This window comes from Hydrogenivirga sp. 128-5-R1-1 (assembly GCF_000171895.1).
The window spans coordinates 1-2,090 of sequence record NZ_ABHJ01000177.1; the positions used below are offsets into that span (position 1 = coordinate 1).

Below are 2,090 nucleotides of genomic sequence, written 5' to 3' on the forward strand. Positions count from 1 at the left end.
GGCTGCGAGGGCAGAAATAATAATAGATGAAGAGGTAAAAAAATTTGAAAAATGGCTTGCCCAGCAGAAACTTTCGCCAGTAATTGCAAATGTAAGGCATTTTGCAGAGGAAATAAAAGATTATCAGCTTGAAAGACTGTTTAATGACATGCCTTATTTAAATGAAAAGGAAAGAGAAAATATAGAACTTGCAGTAAACTCTATAATTAATAAAATACTTCACAGACCAACTATGTACTTGAAAAATAAAGCCACAAATGAAGATGTTGAAAAATATATTGATATATTTGAAGAAATGTTCAGTCCTAAGTGGGAAATAAGAAAAAATAAAACAAAAGTGAAGAAGTGAAAAAGAAAGCCCTAATATACACATTTATTTTTGGAATTATTGCTTTAATAATAAACCTTATAAACAATCAATTAGAAAAATCTAAGATAAAAAATTTAAGCTATAAAGAAGCAAGGATATACGATTTTACTTTAGTAAGCAAAAACTCAAAAAAAATAATTGTAAAAGGAAACATTCTTATAGATAAAATATACTATATAGAAGGTAAATACATAAATGCAGATATTGTAGAGCCTGATAAAACTATAAATATAAAAGCTGACACAGGTAAATTTGATAAAAAAAAACTGGTAGAACTCCAGGATAATGTTATAGTTTCAACGAAAGGATTAAACCTTTTAACTTCAAGACTAATATTTAATATTAAAAAAAGCATAGCATATAATAATCAGACAAATAAAATAATTACAAAAAATATGAAAACTTTCGGTAAACACCTGTTTATAGATTTAAAAAAGGAAAAAATAATTTTAAAAAAGGTTAAAACTCAAGTCTACGGAGAAAAGAATGGCTAAAAGTTTATTAATGGTTGTACTACTACTTACAAGTTTTTTATATGCACAAACCGAAAGTAATGAAAAAAATAAAGTACCAATAGTTATAGAAGCAGATTCTTTTGAATACGACAATAAGCAAAAAATTGCTGTTTACAAGGACAATGTAATTGTAAGAAAAGGTGATTTCACATTGTGGTCAAATTTAATGCGTGTTTATTTTGATGAAAACTCTAAAATAAAAGAAATAATAGCAGAAGGAAATGTAAAATTTGAAAAAGGTCTCTACAAAGGAAAGGCAAATAAAGGAATATATAACGCAAATAAAGAAATTATTAGACTAATAGGAAATGCTATGGTAAAGAAAAAAAGTAATATTCTTGAAGGAGATGAGATTATTTATTACATGAAAGAAGATAAAGCTGTGGTTATAGGAAAAAACAAAAAGGTAAGAACAATTATTGTTCCAGAAGAAATGAATAAAAAAAATAAAGGGAAAGGAAAATGATAGACCATCTGGAATTTTTTGGTTTAAAAGAAGACCCTTTTAGAATTACTCCAGACCCTTCATATTTTTTCCCTTCAGTATCCCACAGAAATGCAGAAAGGCTTTTAAAATATGTTGTAGATTCCGGAGAAGGTTTCTGTATAATTATCGGTGAACCAGGAACTGGAAAAACAACAGTCATCAGAAAATTTTTAAATAGTTTAGAAAACTTTGCTGAATACTCACTTATACTTTCACCACAGCTAAAACCAGAAGAGTTTTTACGAGCTGTACTCCATGATTTAGGAGTAGAAACAAAAGAGGAAAATAAAGAAGAACTTTTAAAACTTTTTAAAAAAACACTTGAAGAAAAAGTCAAAAACGGTAAAAAAGTTTTTATAATAGTTGATGAAGCACAGCTTCTTCCTTTAGAAACACTGGAAGAACTAAGACTTCTATCAAACTTAGAAACAGACAAAGAAAAACTTGTTCAGATAGTGCTTGTCGGACAACCAGAATTAGACGAAAAATTAAAAACACCGCAGTTAAGACAACTTCTTCAAAGAATTACAAGTAAAGCTTATCTTACACCTTTGAATTTAAATGATACAAAAAAATACATTAATCACAGGTTAATGCTTGCAGGTGGTGGAAATGTTAGTTTCACAGATAAAGCTTTCAAAAAATACATAAATATAGTAAAGGCATACAAGGCTATAAATATACTTTCTTCAAGAGCTTTATGTCAGCATTTCTTGAG

3 protein-coding genes and 1 pseudogene are annotated in these 2,090 nt (G+C 28.0%); all 4 read left to right on the forward strand.

What is annotated here, in order from left to right; all coding sequences use genetic code 11:
* Positions 1 to 349, forward strand: a pseudogene (locus HG1285_RS03685) (glutamyl-tRNA reductase); the annotation flags it as partial.
* Positions 346 to 864 (forward strand): LPS export ABC transporter periplasmic protein LptC, encoded by a 519-nt coding sequence (gene lptC, locus HG1285_RS03680; protein ID WP_008288818.1) that lies wholly within the window; start codon positions 346 to 348, stop codon positions 862 to 864. The pseudogene HG1285_RS03685 and the gene lptC, both read left to right, overlap by 4 nt.
* Positions 857 to 1,351 (forward strand): lipopolysaccharide transport periplasmic protein LptA, encoded by a 495-nt coding sequence (lptA, locus tag HG1285_RS03675; protein ID WP_008288819.1) that lies wholly within the window; start codon positions 857 to 859, stop codon positions 1,349 to 1,351. Before lptC ends, lptA begins: the two co-directional genes overlap by 8 nt.
* The coding region (locus HG1285_RS03670; protein WP_008288820.1) for an AAA family ATPase at positions 1,348 to 2,090 on the forward strand (743 nt) is incomplete at its 3' end. The genes lptA and HG1285_RS03670, both read left to right, overlap by 4 nt.